Source organism: Streptomyces sp. NPDC087422 (assembly GCF_044744145.1).
GTDB lineage: Bacteria > Actinomycetota > Actinomycetes > Streptomycetales > Streptomycetaceae > Actinacidiphila.
On record NZ_JBIUXT010000018.1, the window covers coordinates 50,778 to 68,701 of the forward strand.

12 protein-coding genes are annotated in these 17,924 nt (G+C 71.2%); 8 read left to right on the plus strand and 4 right to left on the minus strand.

The genetic code is table 11. From position 1 onward, the window contains the following. Positions 1-94: 94 nt before the first annotated feature. Positions 95-1,258 (minus strand): trypsin-like serine peptidase, encoded by a 1,164-nt coding sequence (locus ACIO6U_RS34950; protein ID WP_391052229.1) that lies wholly within the window; start codon positions 1,256-1,258, stop codon positions 95-97. Positions 1,259-1,550: 292 nt separating this feature from the next. Here ACIO6U_RS34950 and ACIO6U_RS34955 point away from each other — a divergent pair, with 292 nt between their 5' ends. From ACIO6U_RS34955 to ACIO6U_RS34975, 5 genes are all read left to right on the plus strand, one after another. After that, on the plus strand, positions 1,551-2,900 hold the full coding sequence (locus ACIO6U_RS34955) for a diaminobutyrate--2-oxoglutarate transaminase family protein (RefSeq protein WP_401725380.1): 1,350 nt from the start codon (positions 1,551-1,553) through the stop codon (positions 2,898-2,900). Then, positions 2,897-4,798, plus strand: a complete 1,902-nt coding sequence (locus ACIO6U_RS34960) for an IucA/IucC family protein (RefSeq protein ID WP_401725322.1) — start codon at positions 2,897-2,899, stop codon at positions 4,796-4,798. The genes ACIO6U_RS34955 and ACIO6U_RS34960 overlap by 4 nt, the downstream gene beginning before the upstream one ends. Before the next feature lie 55 nt (positions 4,799-4,853). Next, on the plus strand, positions 4,854-5,627 hold the full coding sequence (locus tag ACIO6U_RS34965; protein ID WP_401725383.1) for a GNAT family N-acetyltransferase: 774 nt from the start codon (positions 4,854-4,856) through the stop codon (positions 5,625-5,627). A gap of 123 nt (positions 5,628-5,750) precedes the next feature. Then, on the plus strand, positions 5,751-7,517 hold the full coding sequence (locus tag ACIO6U_RS34970) for an IucA/IucC family protein (RefSeq protein ID WP_401725325.1): 1,767 nt from the start codon (positions 5,751-5,753) through the stop codon (positions 7,515-7,517). 101 nt (positions 7,518-7,618) lie between these two features. Further along, on the plus strand, positions 7,619-8,200 hold the full coding sequence (locus tag ACIO6U_RS34975; RefSeq protein ID WP_401725328.1) for an FHA domain-containing protein: 582 nt from the start codon (positions 7,619-7,621) through the stop codon (positions 8,198-8,200). On the opposite strand, the gene ACIO6U_RS34980 is transcribed toward ACIO6U_RS34975, so the two are convergent. Beyond that, positions 8,178-9,377 carry a serine/threonine-protein kinase gene (locus tag ACIO6U_RS34980; protein ID WP_401725331.1) on the minus strand — a complete coding sequence of 400 codons (1,200 nt, stop codon included), beginning with the start codon at positions 9,375-9,377 and terminating at the stop codon, positions 8,178-8,180. The genes ACIO6U_RS34975 and ACIO6U_RS34980 overlap by 23 nt on opposite strands. A 39-nt stretch (positions 9,378-9,416) precedes the next feature. Next, a complete protein-coding gene (locus ACIO6U_RS34985) occupies positions 9,417-10,586 on the minus strand; it encodes an FHA domain-containing protein (RefSeq protein ID WP_391163810.1) in 1,170 nt (389 codons plus the stop codon). A 103-nt stretch (positions 10,587-10,689) separates the two neighbouring features. On the opposite strand from ACIO6U_RS34985, the gene ACIO6U_RS34990 reads away from it, so the two are divergent. Further along, positions 10,690-12,672, plus strand: a complete 1,983-nt coding sequence (locus ACIO6U_RS34990; protein WP_355338224.1) for an ATP-dependent DNA helicase — start codon at positions 10,690-10,692, stop codon at positions 12,670-12,672. Between the two features lie 164 nt (positions 12,673-12,836). Here the strand turns inward: ACIO6U_RS34990 and lexA are convergent, their stop codons facing one another. Continuing rightward, positions 12,837-13,610, minus strand: a complete 774-nt coding sequence (gene lexA, locus ACIO6U_RS34995) for a transcriptional repressor LexA (protein WP_355338227.1) — start codon at positions 13,608-13,610, stop codon at positions 12,837-12,839. 505 nt (positions 13,611-14,115) lie between these two features. On the opposite strand from lexA, the gene nrdR reads away from it, so the two are divergent. Together nrdR and ACIO6U_RS35005 are read left to right on the plus strand one after the other, a co-directional pair. Next, complete coding sequence (nrdR, locus tag ACIO6U_RS35000) at positions 14,116-14,628, plus strand: transcriptional regulator NrdR (protein ID WP_366567504.1); 513 nt, start codon at positions 14,116-14,118, stop codon at positions 14,626-14,628. Positions 14,629-14,748: 120 nt separating this feature from the next. Beyond that, positions 14,749-17,646: a vitamin B12-dependent ribonucleotide reductase gene (locus ACIO6U_RS35005; protein ID WP_355338233.1), complete on the plus strand. Its 2,898-nt coding sequence runs from the start codon at positions 14,749-14,751 to the stop codon at positions 17,644-17,646. Positions 17,647-17,924: the final 278 nt, after the last annotated feature.

Consider the following 17,924-nt stretch of genomic DNA (forward strand, 5'->3'; position numbering starts at 1 on the left):
CGCCACGGCAGTTCGACGCCGGGTCGCCGCCGCGCGCACTGACATGGGTAAGGGGCCGCCTCCTAGAGGCGGCCCCTTACCCATGCGTCGTCTGCTAGTTGAACTTCTGGCTCACCCCGTCGAAGACCTTCTTCGCCTCGGAACCCAAGTGCGGCCCCGCCAGCCAGGTGTTCGTCACCGGCCCGATCGACGTATTGCTGACCAGCGCCGTCGTCCCGTCCGGCCGCTTGGCGAACCAGCCGCCGCCCGACGAACCACCCGTCATCGTGCAGCCGATCCGGTACTCCGTCGGCGCCTGGGCGTTCAGCGACAGCCGGCCCGGCTTGCCCACGCAGTCGTACATCTGTTGCCCGTTGAAGGGGGGCGCCGCGGGATAGCCCCAGGCGCCCATCGTCCCGATCCGCGTCGCGGACGGCGCGTCGAACCACACCGGCATCGCCGTACCGACCGTCTCCTCCAGCGACTTGCCGCCCGCGCCCTCCTCCGGCTTCACATGCAGCACGGCGAAGTCGTAAGGCGAACCGCTGCCGCCGGACTCGGCGCCCGTGCTGATCCACTGGTCGGAGGTGCTGGCCCAGTCGGCCCAGAACACGCCGTACGGCGCCAGCACGTCACGCGAGGCGCCCTCCAGGGCCGCGGCGCTCTTGCCCGTGTCGTTGTAGGCGGGGACGAAGGCGATGTTGCGGTACCAGCCGCCGGAGGCACCCGCGTGCACGCAGTGGCCCGCCGTCCACACCAGATTCGACTTTCCCGGATGCGCCGGATCCCGGACCACCGTCGCCGAGCAGACCATCGAGCCCTTGGGCCCGTCGAAGAAGAGTTTTCCGACACCAGGTGCGGCCTCGTGGTAGGGCGCCGTGACCCGGCTCGCTTGCACCGGATCCGGCGCAGGGTCGCTCTCGCCCTGGTCGGCCGACACATTGGTGGGCACCTTCTTGTCGCTCTGGTCCGCGCCCTTCATGCGGTCGTCGCTCCACAGCCCGTTGATCACCGGGTTGACGAAATCCGCCGCCTTGCGCAGCCACTTCGCCTTGTCCCAGTTCTTCCAGCCGCCCTTCTTGTACGCCTGCTCCCACTTCTTCAGGTCGTCGAGGCTGGTCGGGAAGGACGTCGGCAGACCGAGGTTGTTGCCCGCCGTCACCGACGAACTGGGCTTGGCGTCCGCGGAGTCACCGGACGACCCGCACGCGGTGGCGGTGCCCGCGAGGAGAACGGCTGCCGCCGCCGCGGCCACCAAGGGCCTTCGTATGGATGACATGGACTGCTCCCCCTGAGATGTCTTCGGCTGTACGGCAGTTGCCGCCCCCGATGCGCGGTGGCCACCACTATGCCGCTGGTGTGAGGGACGGCCGGGGGTGTTCGCCGGTTCCGCGCCGAAAGTCTCCGGGCCGCCCGTGATCGAGCCGTCACCCAGTCGTTAGTACGGACGGGGGACGACTGCCTGGACGCCGACCCGGAGGAGTGAGCACGTGGCCGCCATTTCGAGCGCGCCGGGACAACGACTGGCGGCATCGGCCGAGGTGTCCGCCGAGGGACCGGCCGACGAATCCATGACGGGGGAGGCGATTCTCCGCAGGCAGGCGCAGCGCGAATCGGCCGCCCGCACCTATGCGCGGTCCCTGCCGGTGGTACCCGTCCGCGCCCGCGGGATGACCGTGGAGGGCGCCGACGGCCGCCGGTACCTCGACTGCCTGTCCGGTGCGGGAACCCTCGCTCTCGGCCACAATCACCCCGTCGTCCTGGAGGCCATCAGGGGCGTCCTGGACTCGGGCGCTCCCTTGCACGTCCTGGACCTCGCGACCCCGGTCAAGGACGCCTTCACCACCGCGCTGTTCGAGACGCTGCCGCCTCAACTCGCCGAGCACGGCCGCATCCAGTTCTGCGGCCCCGCCGGGACCGACGCGGTGGAGGCGGCCATCAAGCTCGCCCGTATCGCCACCGGGCGCGGCGGACTCCTCGCCTTTTCCGGCGCCTACCACGGCATGACGGCCGGCGCGCTCGCCGCTACGGGTGACACGGCGGTCCGCGGCGCCGTCGGTGAAGCGGACGCGCGGATCACCCGTCTGCCGTACCCGTACGACTATCGCTGCCCGTTCGGCATCGGCGGCGACCGGGGGGCCGAGCTCTCGGCACGCTGGACCGCGCATCTCCTCGACGACCCCAAGGGCGGGGTGCAGCCGCCCGCCGCGATGCTCCTCGAACCGGTGCAGGGCGAAGGCGGCGTCATCCCGGCGCCCGACACCTGGTTGCGCAGGATGAGTGAGATCACGGCAGCGCGCGGCATCCCGCTGGTGGTCGACGAGGTGCAGACCGGCGTCGGCCGTACCGGCACCTTCTGGGCCGTTGAGCGCAGCGGAATCGTGCCCGACGTCATGGTGCTGTCCAAGGCCATCGGCGGCAGCCTCCCGCTGGCCGTGATCGTCTACCGCGAAGAACTCGACGCCTGGCAGCCGGGCGCCCACGCGGGCACCTTCCGCGGCAATCAACTCGCCATGGCCGCCGGCACGGCCACGCTCCGCTTCGTACGGCAGCACGCGCTGCACGAGCGCGCGGAGACCGTCGGCGCGCGCATGCTCAGCCGCCTGCGCGGACTCGCCGCGCACCACGACTGCATCGGCGACGTCCGAGGACGCGGTCTGATGATCGGCGTCGAACTCGTCGACACCGAAGCCGAGCCCGACGACTACGGGGCGCTTCCCGCCGCGCCCCGGCTCGCCGCCCGCGTCCAGCAGGAGGCCCTGCGCCGCGGACTCATCGTCGAACTGGGCGGACGGCACGGCGCCGTGATCCGGTTGCTGCCGCCGCTGACCATCACCGACGAACAGGCCGAAGCCGTGCTCGACCGGCTGGCCGCCGCCATCGACGCCGCGCGGACCGCGACGCGAGGCGGCCCGGCATGACCCCGGCGGACCGACCGCGAGAAGCCGTGCCGCCGCGCGGTACCGACGAGTGGAGCCCTGGCATGACCGCACCCGTGGACTCCGGCACCCCCATGCCGCCCGGCGCGGCGGTGCCGCTGGCCGCCGCCGTACCAGTGCAGCGACCGCGCGCCGCCGCGGCCGACCAGGATCCGGACCCGTTGGAGCACCCGGACCCGTATCGTGTCGCCGACGCGGCGGGCGCCGAGAATCTGCTGCGCTGCTGGGTCCGCGAGACGGGCCTCACGGAGCCCGCCGACAGCCTGCTGCGGATCTCTCTGCCCGCCAGCGGCACGCAGGCCCAGGCGGCTGTCCTGCACTGGTCGGCCACCGGCCACCACCGCTTCGGACCGGTCCGCCTCACAACCGCCCCGAGCCGCCCGCTGACCGCGGTCGCGCTCGCCGCGCTGCTGGCCCGTGAAGGCGGCGGCGCGGCGGCCGAGGGCGACGACCTGGTGGCGAGGGTGGCCGATTCGGTACGCAGGACCGCCGTGTTCGTCAGCGAGCGGCGTGCGCGGCCCGGCCGGCCCGAGCCGGAACTGCCCTTCCTGGAGTCGGAACAGGCCCTGCTCCTCGGTCACCCGACGCATCCCGCGCCCAAGGCCCGCGAAGGGCTCAGCGAGAGCGAGAGCGCCGCGTACTCGCCCGAGACGCGCGGCTCCTTCGCGCTGCACTGGCTCGCCGTGGACGCCGCCGTCCTCGCCACCGACTCCGCGTGGACCGACCGCGGCCGACCCGTACCGGCCGCCGATTTGCTGACCGCGATGGCCGGGCCAGAACTCGCGTGCCCCGCAGGCACCGCGCCGCTCCCGCTGCACCCCTGGCAGGCGCGCGACATCCTGCACCGGCCCGCCGTCCAGCGGCTGTTGGACGCCGGGCTGCTGCGTGACCTGGGCCCGGTCGGCGACCCGTGGTACGCCACCTCTTCCGTGCGGACCGTCTACCGTCCCGACGCGCCCGCGATGCTCAAGCTCTCCCTGGCGCTGCGCATCACCAACTCCCGCAGGGAGAATCTCCGCAAGGAGCTGAGGCGCGGCACCGAGGTGCACCGGCTGCTGCGCAGCGGGCTCGTCGCGCGGTGGCACGCCGCCCACCCGGGCTTCGACATCGTCCGCGACCCGGCCTGGCTGGGCGTGGACACACCGGACGGCACACCGGTGCCCGGCCTTGACGTCGTGCTCAGGCACAGCCCGTTCGGCCCCGGCGACCAGGCGCACTGCGTGGCGGGACTCACCTCGCCGCGCCCGTGGCCCGGCGTTCCCGCGCCCGCGCTGCGCTCCCGGCTGGCCATGCTCGTGACCCGCCTCGCGGAGCGCACCGGAAGGCCCGCGACGGCGGTCGCCACCGAGTGGTTCCTGCGCTACCTCGACGCGGTCGTACGGCCGGTGCTGTGGCTCGACGGCGAGGCGGGCATCGCCCTGGAAGCGCATCAGCAGAACACTCTCGTCCTGCTCGACGCCTCCGGCTGGCCCTGCGGCGGGCGCTACCGCGACAACCAGGGGTACTACTTCCGCGAGTCGCACCGCGCGGAGCTGGAACGCCAGCAGCCGGGCATCGGGGCCGACAGCGACACCTTCGTCGCCGACGAGATCGCGGACGAGCGGATCGCCTACTACCTCGGCGTCAACAACGTCCTCGGCCTCATCGGCGCCTTCGGCTCCCAGCGGCTCGCGGACGAGCAGGTGCTGCTCGCCGCGTTCCGCCGCTTCCTGGCCGCCGCCGCGGGAGGCCGCAGCAGCCTTCCCGCCCGGCTGCTGGACGCCCCGGAACTGCGCAGCAAGGCCAATCTGCTGACCAGGCTGCACGGAATGGACGAACTCGTCGGACCGGTCGACACCCAGTCGGTCTACATCACCATGCCCAACCCGCTGACCGTCTGAGCGGACCGTCCGGACGCGCGTCCGTTCTCGGTCCTCGCCCCCGGACCCGCACCGGATCCCCGCCGGGAACCGGCCCGGACCCCCGACGAGGACCGGAACCCGCTCAGGAGAGGAAGGAGCTTCCGTGACACCCGCCGACTCCAGTACCGAGGACACCCTCGACCTGAAGCTGCCGCCCGAGGTCCTGGCCCTCTTCGCCGCGACGGCGTTCGACGCCGCCGAACCGGACACCGAGGACCCGGCGGGCGCCGCGAAGCCAGGACTCCTCGGCGCGGCCGCCTCCTGGCCGGCCGTCGAGACCCCCGCAGGCTCCTTCCGGCTGGTGCCGGTCCGCGTCGACCGCGACCTGCCCCTGCTCACCCGCTGGATGAACGACCCGGCCGTCGCCGAATTCTGGGAGCTGGCCGGCGACGAGCGCGTCACAGAGCGGCACCTGCGCGGCCAGACCGAGGGTGACGGACGCAGCGTGCCCTGCCTCGGCGTGCTGGACGGCACGCCGATGAGCTACTGGGAGATCTACCGCGCCGATCTGGACCCGGTCGCCCGTTTCTATCCGGCCCGGCCGCACGACATCGGCGTCCACCTGCTCATCGGCGGCGTCGCCGACCGGGCACGCGGCCTCGGCGGCACGCTGCTGCGCGCCGTGTGCGACATCGTTCTGGACCACCGCCCTGGCTGCCCACGAGTGATCGCGGAACCCGACCTGCGCAACACTCCCTCCGTCGCCGCCTTCCTCACCGCGGGCTTCCGCCTGTCCGCGGAACTCGAACTGCCCGGCAAGCGGGCGGCCCTCATGATCCGCGACCGTTCGCTGCGCCACCGGCTCTGAGCCCGGCCGGCAACGCCTGCGCCCCGACACCGCGTCCTTCGGGCGCTGCCTCGACGGCGGTTCCCCGAACCCTCCTCACCCCTGCCTTCCAGGTCACCAGGTCCCCACCGCAGGAGCCCCACTGTGCTCACCCCCTCCGTATCCGACTCCGCCGCCTGGCAGCACGCGGCCAGGCGCCTGCTGGCCAAGATGCTCGCCGAGTTCGCGTACGAGGAGCTGATCGTCCCCGAACCGGAGCCCGCCGAGGGCCCGACCGCGTACCGGCTACGGCTCAGCCCGGACGTGACCTACCGCTTCCGCGCCCGGCGCGGCGCGTACGGCAGTTGGTACGTGGACGCGGACAGTGTCACGCCGACCGGTGACCCGCTGCACTTCCTGCTGCACGGCCACGAGAGCGTGCTCGGCCTGAGCGGCGACACCACAGGGCACCTGATCCAGGAACTCCTCGCGACGCTCCGCGCCGACGTGCGGCTCGGCAGCACCGCGCTGACGGCGGCCGAACTCGCCGACCTGGACTACGCCGACCTCGAAGGCCACCAGACCGGCCACCCCTGGCTGGTCGCCAACAAGGGACGTATCGGCTTCTCCGCCGCCGACGCCGCCCGCTGGGCACCCGAGGCGCGCAAGCCGGAGCGCCTGCCCTGGATCGCCGTACACCGCGACCTCGCCCAATACCGCGGTATCTCCACGCTCGCCACCCCCGATCTCCTCTACGCCGAAGAACTCACCCCCGGCACCCTCGACACCTTCCGGCACACCATCGCCGACCGGAACCGCGACCCCGCCGACTACCTGCTGCTGCCCGTCCACCCCTGGCAGTGGGACCAGGTGATCGCGCCGCTCTTCGCCCCCGCGATCAGCGACGGATCCATCCTCCACCTCACCACTGACAACGACCTGCGGCTGCCCCAGCAGTCGATCCGCACCTTCCTCAACACCAGCCGCCCGCACCGGCGCACCGTCAAGCTCCCGCTGTCCGTCCTCAACACCCTGGTCTGGCGCGGCCTGCCGACCGAACGCACGCTGGCCGCCCCGGCCGTCACCGCCTGGGTGCGGGGACTGCGGGACGCCGACCCCTTCCTGCGGGACGAGACGCGGGTGATCCTGCTCGGCGAGGTCGCCTCCGTCACCGTCGAACACCCGCAGTACGACCGGCTGCCCACCGTCCCGTACCAGTACCGCGAACTGCTCGGCTGCATCTGGCGCGAGCCGCTGGCCGCCCACCTGGAACCGGGAGAGCACGCCCGTACCCTCGCCGCGCTGCTGCACACCGACCCGAACGGGCGATCTTTCACCGCCGAACTCGTCGACCGGTCCGGTCTCGCGCCCCGCGTATGGCTGCGCCACCTCTTCGCGGCGCTGCTACCGCCCCTCCTGCGTTTTCTCTACCAATACGGCACGGTTTTCTCCCCGCACGGCGAGAACACCATCGTGGTCTACGACGAGCACGACATCCCGGTACGCCTCGCGGTGAAGGACTTCGTCGACGACATCAACGTTTCCGCGGACCCACTGCCGGAACACGACGGCATGCCGGACGACGTACGCCAGGTGCTGCTCACCGAACGGCCCGAATTCCTTACCCAGTTCATCCACGCGGGCCTCTTCATCGGGGTCCTGCGCTATCTCGCGCCCCTGTGCGAGGCACAACTGGACGTGCCCGAAGCCGAATTCTGGACCCTGGTGCGGGACGAGATCGTCCGCCACCAAGAGCGCTTTCCCGAACTCAAGGAACGTTTCGCCGCCTTCGACCTCCTTACGCCCCGCATCGACCGGCTCTGCCTCAACCGCAATCGGCTGCACCTCGACGGCTACCGCGACCGGGCACAGCGCCCGCACGCCGCCGTGCACGGCACGGTCGCCAACCCCCTCCACCTTCCCCGTCCCTGAGGCGCGCCGCGGCCGAGCCGATACGATCCGAGCACGGGGACCCGGTACGGAATCCCGTACGGAACGCGTACGGGAATCACCGCGGAAAGGTGGGGGCGGCCATGCGGGAGGCAGCGGGCGTCGAACCCTGCCCGGAGTGCGGTACGGCCGTGCGGCCGGGACAACTGCTCTGCCAGGGCTGCTTCGTGCCCTTCTCGCTGATGGCCGCGGCCCGCGCCGCGCAGACCCCGCCGCAGGGAGCCGCCCCCGAGGCATCCCCGGAACCGACCGCGCTGCTGCCGAGCGCCCACGGCGCCGACTCCGAACACACCCGAGTGATCAACGTGATCCCCGGAGCGCTGCCCCGACCCCTGGAGACGCGCAGGGACGCACCGCCGCGGGCGCTGCGACTGCGGTTCCCCAGCGGCGAGATCGTCGCGGTGGAGCCGGCCAACTCGATCCGGCTCGGCCGCGACCCGAAGCACTGCCCCGCCGTGCCCTTCCTCGCCGCGCACGACAATCTGTCCCGTATCCACGCCATGATCGGCGTCGAGCCCGACGGCTCCGCCTGGATCTCCGACGAGAGCTCCACGAACGGCACCTTCGTCCACGGCTACCGGCTCGCGCCCGGCGAGCGGGCACCCGTACGCCCCGGCGACACCCTCCGGCTCGCCGCCGACGTCACCGTCCGCGTACTGCTCTGACCTCCGCGTAGGCGGCGATGCAACGGGCCAGCGGGTGCTCGGGGCCCAGCGCCTGCGCGGCGTCGGCCGACAGCTCCTCGAAGCGGCGGACGACGGCGGTCGTGCCGTTCAGACCCTCCAGGGCCCGCGCCCGGCCGAAAAGCGCCGCAAATGGTGCGGCCTCGTTTTCCGCACCCTGGCGCGCGATGTGCTGGAGCGCCTGCCAGTAGCGCTCGTCCGCGTCGGTGAACCGGTCCGCGGCGAGCAGCCCCTCGGCGTCCTCCAGCAGCGCCCACAGCACATGGCCGGCGCTCCGGTCCAGCACCGTGGGACTGCGCCGTACGGGAGCGGGCCGCATCAGCGCGCGCAGCCGCTCGGCCACCTCCCCGGCGTCGGCCGGCCGGTCGTCCGGCTTCTTGGCGAGCATCCGGTGCACCAGGCGCGCGAGTCCGGCGGGCACCTCGGGGCGCCGCCGCTCGATGGGCTCCGGCGCCTCGTGGACGTGCATGTACGCGTATCCCACGGATGTCCCGGCCGAGAAGGGCGGTCCCTCGGCGAGCATCGCGTACAGCACACAGCCGAGCGAATAGAGGTCGGACCGCGCGGTCACCTCGGCGCCGCGCGCCTGCTCGGGCGAGAAGTACGGCGGCGAGCCCATGACCGCCCGCGGATCGGTGTACCGCGTGGCGCTGTCGTCGCGGTGCGCCACCAGGCCGAAGTCGCAGATCTTGACGACGCCGTCCGGGAGAAGCATCAGATTCTCCGGCTTGATGTCCCGGTGGACGAGCCCGCGCTCATGCGCGTGCCGCAGCCCGGCGCTGATCTGCATGCCATAGGCGATGACATCGGCCACCGGCAGTCCGCCGCGGTCCAGCAGCACTTGGCGGAAGTCCGCGCCGCGCAGCAATTCCATGACGATGAACGGCCTGCCCTGGTGCTCGCCCGCGTCATGGACGGTGGCCACATTGGGATGGCTCAGCGCGGCGGCGGCCATCGCCTCCCTGCGGAACCGGCCCTGGCGCTCGTCACGCTCGCCGTCGCCCCAATCGGCGCGCAGCGTCAGCACCTTCACCGCGACACGCCGCCCCAGACTCCGGTCGAGAGCCGCGTAGACCTGCCCGTACCCGCCGCCGCCCAGCGACTCCTCCAGGAGGTACCGGTCGCTGAGGACCGTACCGATCCCGATCTCCCCCGACACGTCGTCCTCGTCCCCGCTCGTTCGCCGTCGCGGCCCGGTTCACCCGGGCTCCTGCCCCGGCGGCCACGGTACGGCCATCATGGTGGGACCCGCCGCGTCCGCGCTCACCCGCGGTCCGACGGTACCGTCCGCCGGGTCCTCCTCGAAGACGAACTGACGGCCGCTGGGCAGCAGTTCCAGCCGTTCGTGCAGGACGACGGAATCCCCTTGGCGCAGATGCCACAGCGCGCCGTGCGGCAGCGGCACCAACTCGTCACCAGTGGGGCGGCGGCGCCGCACCCAGGTGCCGTTCGCACTGCGCTCGTCCACCACGCTCAGCCCTGTGCCGTCGTAACTGACCATCACATGGGTACGGCTCACCGACTCGACCTCGGTGTCGTCGATCCAGGCGCCGAGGACGACACCGCCGTCGGCGGGCGCCCGGCCGACCGCGAGCGGCTCGCCCGCCGTCACCATGAAGCGGCCCCGCACCGTCCCGTCCATGACCACCTTCACCTGCGCGCGGGACGGACGGGGACCCGCGTCCGCCAGGGGCAGCCCGTGCGTCGGGCAGAGAACCTGGGATTTCCGGCGGCGGGGGAGCGCGGTGCTCGGCCGGTCGGCGGCGCCGAACAGCGGGCAGTCGGCCTCGGGACAACGCCAGTCACGGCTGAGGACCGCCCGGTGCGCCGACCGGTCCCAGCGCCGGTACACGCCCGCCTCCAGGAGCAGCCCTTCCTCCTCCTTGCGGGAGACCTGCCACTCGGGAGGCACCGGCATGATCCGCGGCCGTACGCCGATCACGCCGTCCGGCTGGAGGAAGGGCCGCAGAAAACGGTCCCGGTTGCCGGGAATCCACGGATAGGCGCGGTGGAAGTCCAGGAAATTGTCCGCGCTGACCACCCGCAGCTCCAGCGCGTCGGCCAGCTCCAGGATGCGGTCGTCCGCCCGTGGCAGGACCTCCAGCAGCCCTTCGAGATACCAGCGGTCCAGGCTCTGCCGCTCCTCGGGCGTCAGACGGCCGTCGGTCAGCAGGGAACGGTCGGTGATCGCGTACACCTGCACGGCGGGATCGCGGGTGAATTCCGCCAGCGCGTCCAGCAGACCCGACAACCGGGCCAGATCCGCCGCCCGTTCCCCGCCGAGCGCCGGTTCACGCACCACATTCGCGACGTCGATCACATATTCCGCGGCGGAGGCATCCAGAGTCAGGCGGCGCTCGAACGGCATGTGTCCAGAAGCTATCACCGCCCGACTTGAACGGTCCGCCGAACGATCCGCGGCACCCGGCGCGGACGGCGATGTCAGTGCGGCCCTCTAGGCTTGCCTCCCTATGACTGCCACGCCCCCACCCGCGCTCACCGACCTGCTGCACGCCGCCGTCACCGCCGTCGGAGGTGTCGAGCGGGCCGGTCAGGTCACCATGGCCCAAGCCGTCGAGGCCGCCGTGGACGACCAGTCCCATCTGCTCGTCCAGGCCGGTACCGGCACCGGAAAATCGCTCGGCTATCTGGTGCCCGCGCTCGCCCACGGCGAGCGCGTGGTGGTGGCCACCGCCACCCTCGCGCTCCAGCGCCAGCTCGTCGAGCGCGACCTGCCGCGCACCGTCGACGCGCTGAAGCCGCTGCTGCGCCGTGAGCCGCAGTACGCGATGCTCAAGGGCCGCTCCAACTACCTGTGCCTGCACCGCCTGCACGAGGGCGTGCCGCAGGACGAGGAGGACGGTCTCTTCGACCCCTTCGAGGCCGCCGCGCCGACCAGCAAGCTCGGCCAGGACCTGCTGCGGCTGCGCGACTGGGCCGACGAGACCGAGACCGGCGACCGGGACGGCCTCACCCCCGGCGTCTCCGACCGCGCCTGGAGCCAGGTGTCGGTCACCTCGCGCGAGTGTCTGGGCGCCACCAAGTGCGCCTACGGCGCCGAGTGCTTCGCCGAGGCCGCCCGTGAGCGCGCCAAACTGGCCGATGTGGTGGTCACCAACCACGCGCTGCTGGCGATCGACGCCATCGAGGGCGCCCCGGTGCTGCCGGGCCACGAGGTCCTGATCATCGACGAGGCGCACGAACTGGTCTCCCGCGTCACCGGCGTCGCCACCGGCGAGCTGTCCCCGGGCGCCGTCAACCGCGCGGTCAAGCGGGCGTCCCGGCTGGTCAACGAGAAGGCCGCGGACGCCCTGCTCACCGCCGCCGAGGGCTTCGAGCGCGTGATGGAGCTGGCCCTGCCGGGACGCCTGGAGGAGATCCCCGAGGATCTGGGGTACGTCCTCGCGGCGCTGCGCGACGCCTGCCGCCAGGTCATCACCGCCATCGGCGACACCCGCGACAAGTCCGTGCAGGACGAGGACGCGGTCCGCAAGCAGGCGCTCGCCGCGGTGGAGCACATCCACGGGGTCAGCGAGCGGCTGGTGCTCGGCTCCGAATTCGACGTGGTGTGGTGCGAGCGGCACGACCGGTACGGGGCCTCGCTGCGGGTCGCCCCCCTGAGCGTGTCCGGACTGCTGCGCGAGAAGCTCTTCACCGAGCGCTCGGTGGTGCTCACCTCCGCCACCCTCAAGCTGGGCGGCGACTTCAACGGGGTGGCCGCCTCGCTCGGCCTGGCCCCCGAGGGCACCGAGGGCGAGGACGTCCCGCAGTGGAAGGGCATCGACGTCGGCTCGCCCTTCGACTACCGCAAGCAGGGCATCCTCTACGTCGCCAGGCACCTCAACCAGCCGGGCAGGGACAGCAACCGCGAGGACATGCTCGACGAACTCGCCGAGCTGATCGAGGCGGCCGGCGGCCGTACCCTCGGGCTGTTCTCGTCCATGCGCGGCGCCCAGGCCGCCGCGGAGGCCATGCGGGGCCGCCTGGACCACCCGGTGCTGCTCCAGGGCGAGGAGACGCTCGGTGAGCTGATCCGTACGTTCTCGCAGGACGCCAAGACGTGTCTGTTCGGGACGCTCTCGCTGTGGCAGGGCGTCGATGTGCCGGGTGTGAACTGCCAGTTGGTGGTGATGGACCGGATCCCGTTCCCGCGGCCGGACGACCCGCTGATGAGCGCCCGGCAGAAGTCGGTCGAGGAGCACGGTGGCAACGGCTTCATGGCCGTGGCCGCCACCCACGCGGCCCTGCTGATGGCGCAGGGCGCGGGACGGCTGATCCGGGCGATGGGCGACCGCGGCGTGGTCGCCGTACTCGATCCACGGCTGGCCAACGCCCGCTACGGCAGCTTCCTGCGGTCCTCCATGCCCGACCTCTGGTACACCACCGACCGCAATCAGGTCCGGCGTTCTCTGGCGGCGATCGACGCGGCGGCGACGGCGGCGGTCGTCGGCTGACAGGACGGGGACAGGGCAGGGACAGGGCCGACGGGAGCGGGGCTTCAGGCTGGCGGCCCACGGGGGAGTCGTACGGCTCAGTCGACAGGAGGACGGCCGCTCAGCGGGCATGGCGGGGCCCCGGAACCGGCGCAGAGGTCCCGGGGCCCGTTCGTTGGGGTCGGTCAGACCCGGCGGAGCACCGCCACCACCTTGCCGAGGATCGTCGCCTCGTCGCCGGGGATGGGCTGGTACGCCGCGTTGTGCGGAAGCAGCCACACATGGCCGTTGTCCCGCTTGAAGCGCTTCACCGTGGCTTCGCCGTCCAGCATCGCGGCGACGATGTCCCCGTTCTCCGCGACGGGCTGACGGCGTACCGTCACCCAGTCGCCGTCACAGATCGCCGCCTCGATCATCGAGTCGCCGACCACCTTGAGCACGAACAGCTCGCCGTCGCCGACCAGTTGGCGGGGGAGCGGGAAGACGTCCTCGACCGACTCCTCGGCGAGGATCGGGCCGCCCGCCGCGATCCGGCCGACGAGCGGCACATACGAGGCGGAGGGCTTGCCCGCCGTGTCGGTGGGCTGCGGGTGGCCGCCGTCGGAGCCGCGGACCTCGTACGCGCGGGGACGGTGCGGGTCGCGGCGCAGGAAGCCCTTGCGCTCCAGGGCCATGAGCTGGTGGGCCACCGAGGACGTGCTGGACAGGCCGACGGCCTGGCCGATCTCGCGCATGGACGGCGGATATCCGCGACGCTGCACGGAGTCCCTGATGACCTCGATGACGCGGCGCTGCCGCTCGGTGAGCCCGGAGCTGTCGGCACGAATACCGGGGGGCCGCCCGGGGAGCGATCGTGCGGGCTTCGGGCTGTTGTCTTCGCCTGTCACGTCCAACGGGCCGATCCGATCCTGGGAGCGGTCATGGGCGGTCAATGTGGCGCTGTCTGCGGTGGTGGTCACGGCGGCCCCTTTTCGATGTTCTCCCACCGCATGGACTGCGGCCGGCCCGCTTCGCAGTCGCGGGCAGTTAGTACAACGGTAGTGGGTTTCGAAAGGTTGCGCCAAACACACGTTCGAGTGAATCTGCGTAAATCCGCTGACGTGATCAAGGTATCGGGTGTATTGGTCGAATGGAAGTTCGATTATCCACGGCCTGCCGAGCGTCCCGGGGGCTCCGTGCGGCTCAGTCTGCCACCCGTGCCCCGGCGGCGGGCCGTCACGACACTTCCCCTAGGCTCGCCTCCGGCCGCAAGCGCGACACGCGGAGCGGCGGTGTTTGCCCGCCGCCCCCAGATCTAGTGGTTGTATATGCACCAGCCACCACCCGTAGTGGTTTCGCGGGGGGCCGGCGGCCGCAAACTCCGCGGGATCGCCTATGCTTGGGACTGCTTCGAGGGGCCGACAAGGCCCCCCGAAGGCCATTTTGTCGTGCGCTCACCGCGGGTGAGGAAGGGAGCCGGGAACCATGCACTGCCCCTTCTGCAAGCACCCCGACAGCCGCGTCGTCGACAGCCGCACCACCGATGACGGCACCTCGATCCGCCGCCGTCGGCAGTGCCCGGACTGCGGTCGCCGTTTCACCACGGTCGAGACCGCGTCACTGATGGTCATCAAGCGCAGCGGAGTGACCGAGCCCTTCAGTCGCAGCAAGGTGATCGCGGGCGTGCGCAAGGCATGTCAGGGCCGCCCCGTCACCGAGGACGCCCTCGCCCAGCTCGGGCAGCGCGTCGAGGAGGCGGTCAGGGCCACCGGCAGCGCCGAGCTGTCGACCCACGACGTGGGACTGGCCATACTCGGTCCGCTTCAGGACCTCGACCTGGTCGCGTATCTGCGCTTCGCCTCGGTCTACCGGGCGTTCGACTCGCTCGAGGACTTCGAGACGGCCATCACGGAGCTGCGCGAGCAGCTGCCACCCACCACTCCCGGCGGGCTCGACGAGGACCTCGGAGTCCCCGCGCCCGCAGTCGCCGCCGACTGAGCGGAACGGCGGGGACCCACAGATTTGCCGAAGCGCCAGGTGCGCCGAGGCGGCAGACATCACCGTGTTGCGGGAAGATCCGCGCACATTAGGGCGTTTTCGCCCGTATAGGGAGGCGGAATGACAGAGACGACGAGCGGCCCGGCACGCGGTTCCCGTACCAAGGGATCCAAGGCGAGCAAGGGTCTGCGCATCGAGCGCATCCACACCACCCCCGGCGTGCATCCGTACGACGAAGTGGTCTGGGAGCACCGTGACGTCGTCATGACCAATTGGCGCGACGGCTCGATCAACTTCGAGCAGCGTGGCGTCGAGTTCCCCGACTCCTGGTCGGTGAACGCGGTCAACATCGTCACCAGCAAGTACTTCCGCGGCGCGGTGGGCAGCCCCAAGCGCGAGAAGAGCCTGAAGCAGCTCATCGACCGAGTGGTGCTCACCTACCGCAAGGCGGGCGAGGACCACGGATACTTCGCCTCCCCCGCGGACGCCGAGATCTTCGAGCACGAGCTGACCTACGCGCTGCTGCACCAGGTGTTCAGCTTCAACTCCCCGGTGTGGTTCAACGTCGGCACCGCTCAGCCCCAGCAGGTCTCCGCCTGCTTCATCCTGTCCGTCGACGACTCCATGGAGTCGATCCTCGACTGGTACAAGGAAGAGGGCATGATCTTCAAGGGCGGTTCCGGCGCCGGCCTGAACCTCTCCCGGATCCGCTCCTCCAAGGAACTGCTCTCCTCCGGCGGCAACGCCTCGGGACCGGTCTCCTTCATGCGCGGCGCGGACGCCTCCGCGGGCACCATCAAGTCGGGCGGTGCCACCCGCCGCGCCGCCAAGATGGTCGTCCTGGACGTCGATCACCCCGACGTCGAGGCGTTCATCGAGACCAAGGTCAAGGAAGAAGAGAAGATCCGCGCCCTGCGCGACGCGGGCTTCGACATGGACCTGGGCGGCGACGACATCACGTCGGTGCAGTACCAGAATGCCAACAACTCCGTCCGTGTGAACGACGAGTTCATGAAGGCGTACGAGTCCGGCTCGAAGTTCGGGCTGCGCGCCCGGATGACCGGTGAGGTCATCGAGGAGGTCGACGCCAAGGCGCTCTTCCGCAAGCTCGCCGAGGCCGCGTGGGCCTGCGCCGACCCGGGCATCCAGTACGACGACACGATCAACCGCTGGCACACCTCGCCGGAGACGGGCCGGATCACCGCCTCGAACCCGTGCAGCGAGTACATGCACCTCGACAACTCGAGCTGCAACCTCGCCTCGCTCAACCTCATGAAGTTCCTGCGCGACGACGGCAAGGGCAACCAGTCCTTCGACGCCGAGAGCTTCGCCAAGGTCGTCGAGCTGGTCATCACCGCGATGGACATCTCCATCTGCTTCGCCGACTTCCCGACCCAGAAGATCGGCGAGACCACCCGAGCCTTCCGCCAGCTCGGCATCGGCTACGCCAACCTCGGCGCGCTGCTGATGGCGACCGGCCACGCGTACGACTCCGACGGCGGTCGCGGCCTCGCCGGTGCCATCACCTCGCTGATGACCGGCACTTCCTACAAGCGCTCCGCCGAACTGGCCTCGGTCGTCGGCGCGTACGAGGGCTACGCCCGCAACGCGGACGCCCACAAGCGCGTCATGAAGCAGCACTCCGACGCCAATGGCGCCGCCACCCGCGTGGACGACCTGGACACCCCCGTCTGGGCAGCGGCCACCGAGGCCTGGCAGGACGTCGTCCGGCTGGGCGAGAAGAACGGTTTCCGTAACGCGCAGGCGTCGGTGCTCGCGCCGACCGGCACCATCGGCCTCATGATGGACTGCGACACCACGGGTGTCGAGCCGGACCTGGCCCTGGTCAAGTTCAAGAAGCTCGTCGGCGGCGGCTCGATGCAGATCGTCAACAACACGGTGCCCGCGGCCCTCAAGCGGCTCGGATACCAGGCCGAGCAGGTCGAGGCGATCGTCGCCCACATCGCCGAGCAGGGCAATGTGATCGACGCCCCGGGTCTGAAGCCCGAGCACTACTCGGTCTTCGACTGCGCCATGGGTGAGCGCGCGATCTCCGCCATGGGTCACGTACGGATGATGGCCGCCGCCCAGCCGTTCCTGTCGGGCGCGATCTCCAAGACGGTCAACCTGCCGGAGACGGCGACCGTCGAAGAGGTCGAGGAGGTCTACTTCGAGGGCTGGAAGCTCGGCCTGAAGGCGCTCGCGATCTACCGCGACAATTGCAAGGTCGGCCAGCCCCTCTCGGCCAAGAAGAAGGACGAGAAGCCGGCCGAGGCCGCCGCCGAGGCGCCCGCCGCAGTCGAGAAGGTCGTCGAGTACCGTCCGGTCCGCAAGCGCCTGCCCAAGGGCCGTCCCGGCATCACCACGTCCTTCACGGTCGGCGGCGCCGAGGGCTACATGACGGCGAACTCCTACCCGGACGACGGCCTCGGCGAGGTCTTCCTCAAGATGTCCAAGCAGGGCTCCACCCTCGCGGGCATGATGGACGCCTTCTCCATCGCCGTCTCGGTGGGCATGCAGTACGGCGTCCCGCTGGAGACCTACGTCTCGAAGTTCACCAACATGCGCTTCGAGCCCGCCGGTCTCACCGACGACCCGGACGTACGGATGGCGCAGTCGATCGTCGACTACATCTTCCGCCGCCTGGCGCTGGACTTCCTGCCCTTCGAGACCCGCTCCGCGCTGGGCATCCACTCCGCGCCCGAGCGGCAGCGCCACCTGGACACCGGCTCCTACGAGGCCGCCGAGGAAGAGGTCGACGTCGAGGGCCTGGCGCAGTCCGCGCCGCGCGAGGTCCGCGAGGCAGAACCCCGTAAGCCGCTGGCCGTGGCCAAGCCCGAAGCGGGCGCGGCGGCGGTACCGGCTCCCAAGGAAGCGCACAACTCCACGGAACTGCTGGAGATCCAGCTCGGCCTCAACGCCGACGCGCCGCTGTGCTTCTCCTGCGGCACTAAGATGCGCCGCGCGGGGAGCTGCTACCTGTGCGAGGGCTGCGGATCGACGAGCGGTTGTAGCTGACATCCGGGCGCGGCCCGTTTGTTGAACTGACTGGTCAGGGCGGTGGGGCCGGGGGGCCCCCGGGGCCCCCCCCACAAACGGCCCCACCGCGGCCACCACCGCGTTGGACCCCCCCCCCCCGACGAAAAAACGGCGGACACACCCAAACCAGGAGGGGGGGTTGGCTGCCTGGGGGGGGGGGGGGGCGGGCGGGCGGCTGTTTCCTCCCCCCGGGGGGGGCCGCGTTTTTTTTCCCCGGGGGGGCGGGGGGGGGGGGGGGGGCCCCCCCCCCCCCCACC